Raw genomic sequence first — 1,820 nt, 5'->3', positions numbered from 1 at the left:
CTATTGCGAAGCAGTTGCATATATCATAGGGCGGCGCACAGATTGAGAACGATTCGCAAGGGGGGTAAAATGAAAAAAAGTACATTAAGCGGCGCGTTAGGCCTTGGATTAATGGCCGTGCCCGCAACGGCCCAGGACCAGCCAGCTCCCCCGGCTACGGACGCACGCCAAACAATCATCGTCACCGGCGTCCGGGACGGCTACCAGGTCGATGCGACCAGCACCGCCACCCGCACTCCGACCAGTCTCAAGGACGTTCCACAGGCGGCATCGATCATCACCGAGGCGCAGATTGACGATCAAGCTATGCGCTCGATCGCCGACGTGCTTCGCTATGTCCCCGGCGCGGTGATATCTCAGGGTGAGGGTCACCGCGATCAGATCATTCTGCGCGGCAACAACAGCACCGCAGACTTCTTTGTCGATGGCCTGCGTGACGACGTGCAATATTACCGCGGCCTCTACAACGCAGAGCGGATCGAGGTCCTGAAAGGTCCCAACGCAATGATCTTCGGCCGCGGTGGTGGGGGTGGGATCGTCAACCGCGTCACCAAGCGCCCCGGTGCCAACGCCTTCATCAGTAGCAGCGGTTCGGCGGATACATATGGCGCATGGTATATCGACACCGACATCAACCAACCGATCAGCCAGTCCGCCTCGGCTCGACTGAACGCCGTCTATGAGGAGTTCAACAGCAACCGGGACTTCTACGACGGACGCCGGCTCGCGATCAATCCGACCTTTGCCGTATCGCTAGGCGGCACCACACGGATCGACCTGGGCTTCGAATACAACAATGACAAGCGCACGATCGATCGAGGCGTTCCCTCGGCTGCCCAAGGCTCTCTGACCAGCCCGTCACGCCCCCTTACCGGTTTTCGCGATACCTTTTTTGGTGTGCCGGGATTCAACGTCAGCGATTTCGAGGCTAAGGTCCTAAGCGGGCGCATCGAGCATCGGTTTAGCGACAACCTGACCGTAACCAGTCGCGTCCTCTACGGAGATGATGACAAGCTCTATCGAAACACTTTCGCGGTAACCCCGGTCACCCTGCGCGGGGGCGTCCAGAGCGTCGGCCTTGAAGCCTATAGCGATCCCACGACGCGCAAAAACCTGCTCAACCAGAACGATCTCGTCTGGACCGTCACCACCGGCCCCGTCCGCCACGTGCTGCTCGCCGGCTTCGAATATGGCGATCAGCGCACGCGCAACCAGCGGATCAATGGCTTTTTCGGAAGTGGTGATATCGTCAATGGAGGGCGGCGCGTCTTTGTCGCGTTGGCTGACCGAATCACGGTGCCGCCAGTCACGCTGCGCACCACCGCCAACACCGGCTACCGGTCTATCCGGACAAATGCCGACGCCACGGCCTTCTATGTGCAGGACCAGATCTCGATCGGCGAACATGTCGATGTCATCGGCGGCGTTCGCCGCGACCGCTTCAAGCTCAGCATCGATGATCTCGTCGCCGGGCGGAGCTATAGCCGGACCGACACCCTCTGGTCTCCCCGCCTTGGGGTAGTGCTGAAGCCGGTGCAACCCGTCTCGATCTACGCCAGCTATAGCCGGTCCTTCCTGCCGCAATCGGGCGATCAGTTTTCATCGCTCGACATAACAACCGCCGCGCTGGAACCAGAGAAGTTCGACAATTACGAAGTCGGCCTCAAATGGGATGTTTCCCCAACGCTTAACCTGACCGCTGCCGTCTACCGGCTCGATCGCACCAACACCCGCGCGACCGACCCCAACGACGCCACGCGGACGGTGCTAACGGGCGCGCAGCGCAGCAAAGGGCTTGAGATCGGCCTCAACGGCGCGAT

Annotated in this window: 1 protein-coding gene; it reads left to right on the top strand. The window is 60.5% G+C overall.

Annotation, left to right across the window (positions count from 1 at the left end):
- Nucleotides 1-111: 111 nt before the first annotated feature.
- On the top strand, nucleotides 112-1,820 hold a 1,709-nt coding region (locus tag F4U94_RS24015; RefSeq protein WP_249042124.1), incomplete at its 3' end, for a TonB-dependent receptor.

The organism is Sphingobium limneticum (assembly GCF_008710155.1).
Lineage (GTDB): Bacteria > Pseudomonadota > Alphaproteobacteria > Sphingomonadales > Sphingomonadaceae > Sphingobium > Sphingobium limneticum.
The sequence above is the reverse complement of the archived record's forward strand: the minus strand, read 5'-3'. Positions and strand labels throughout refer to the sequence as shown.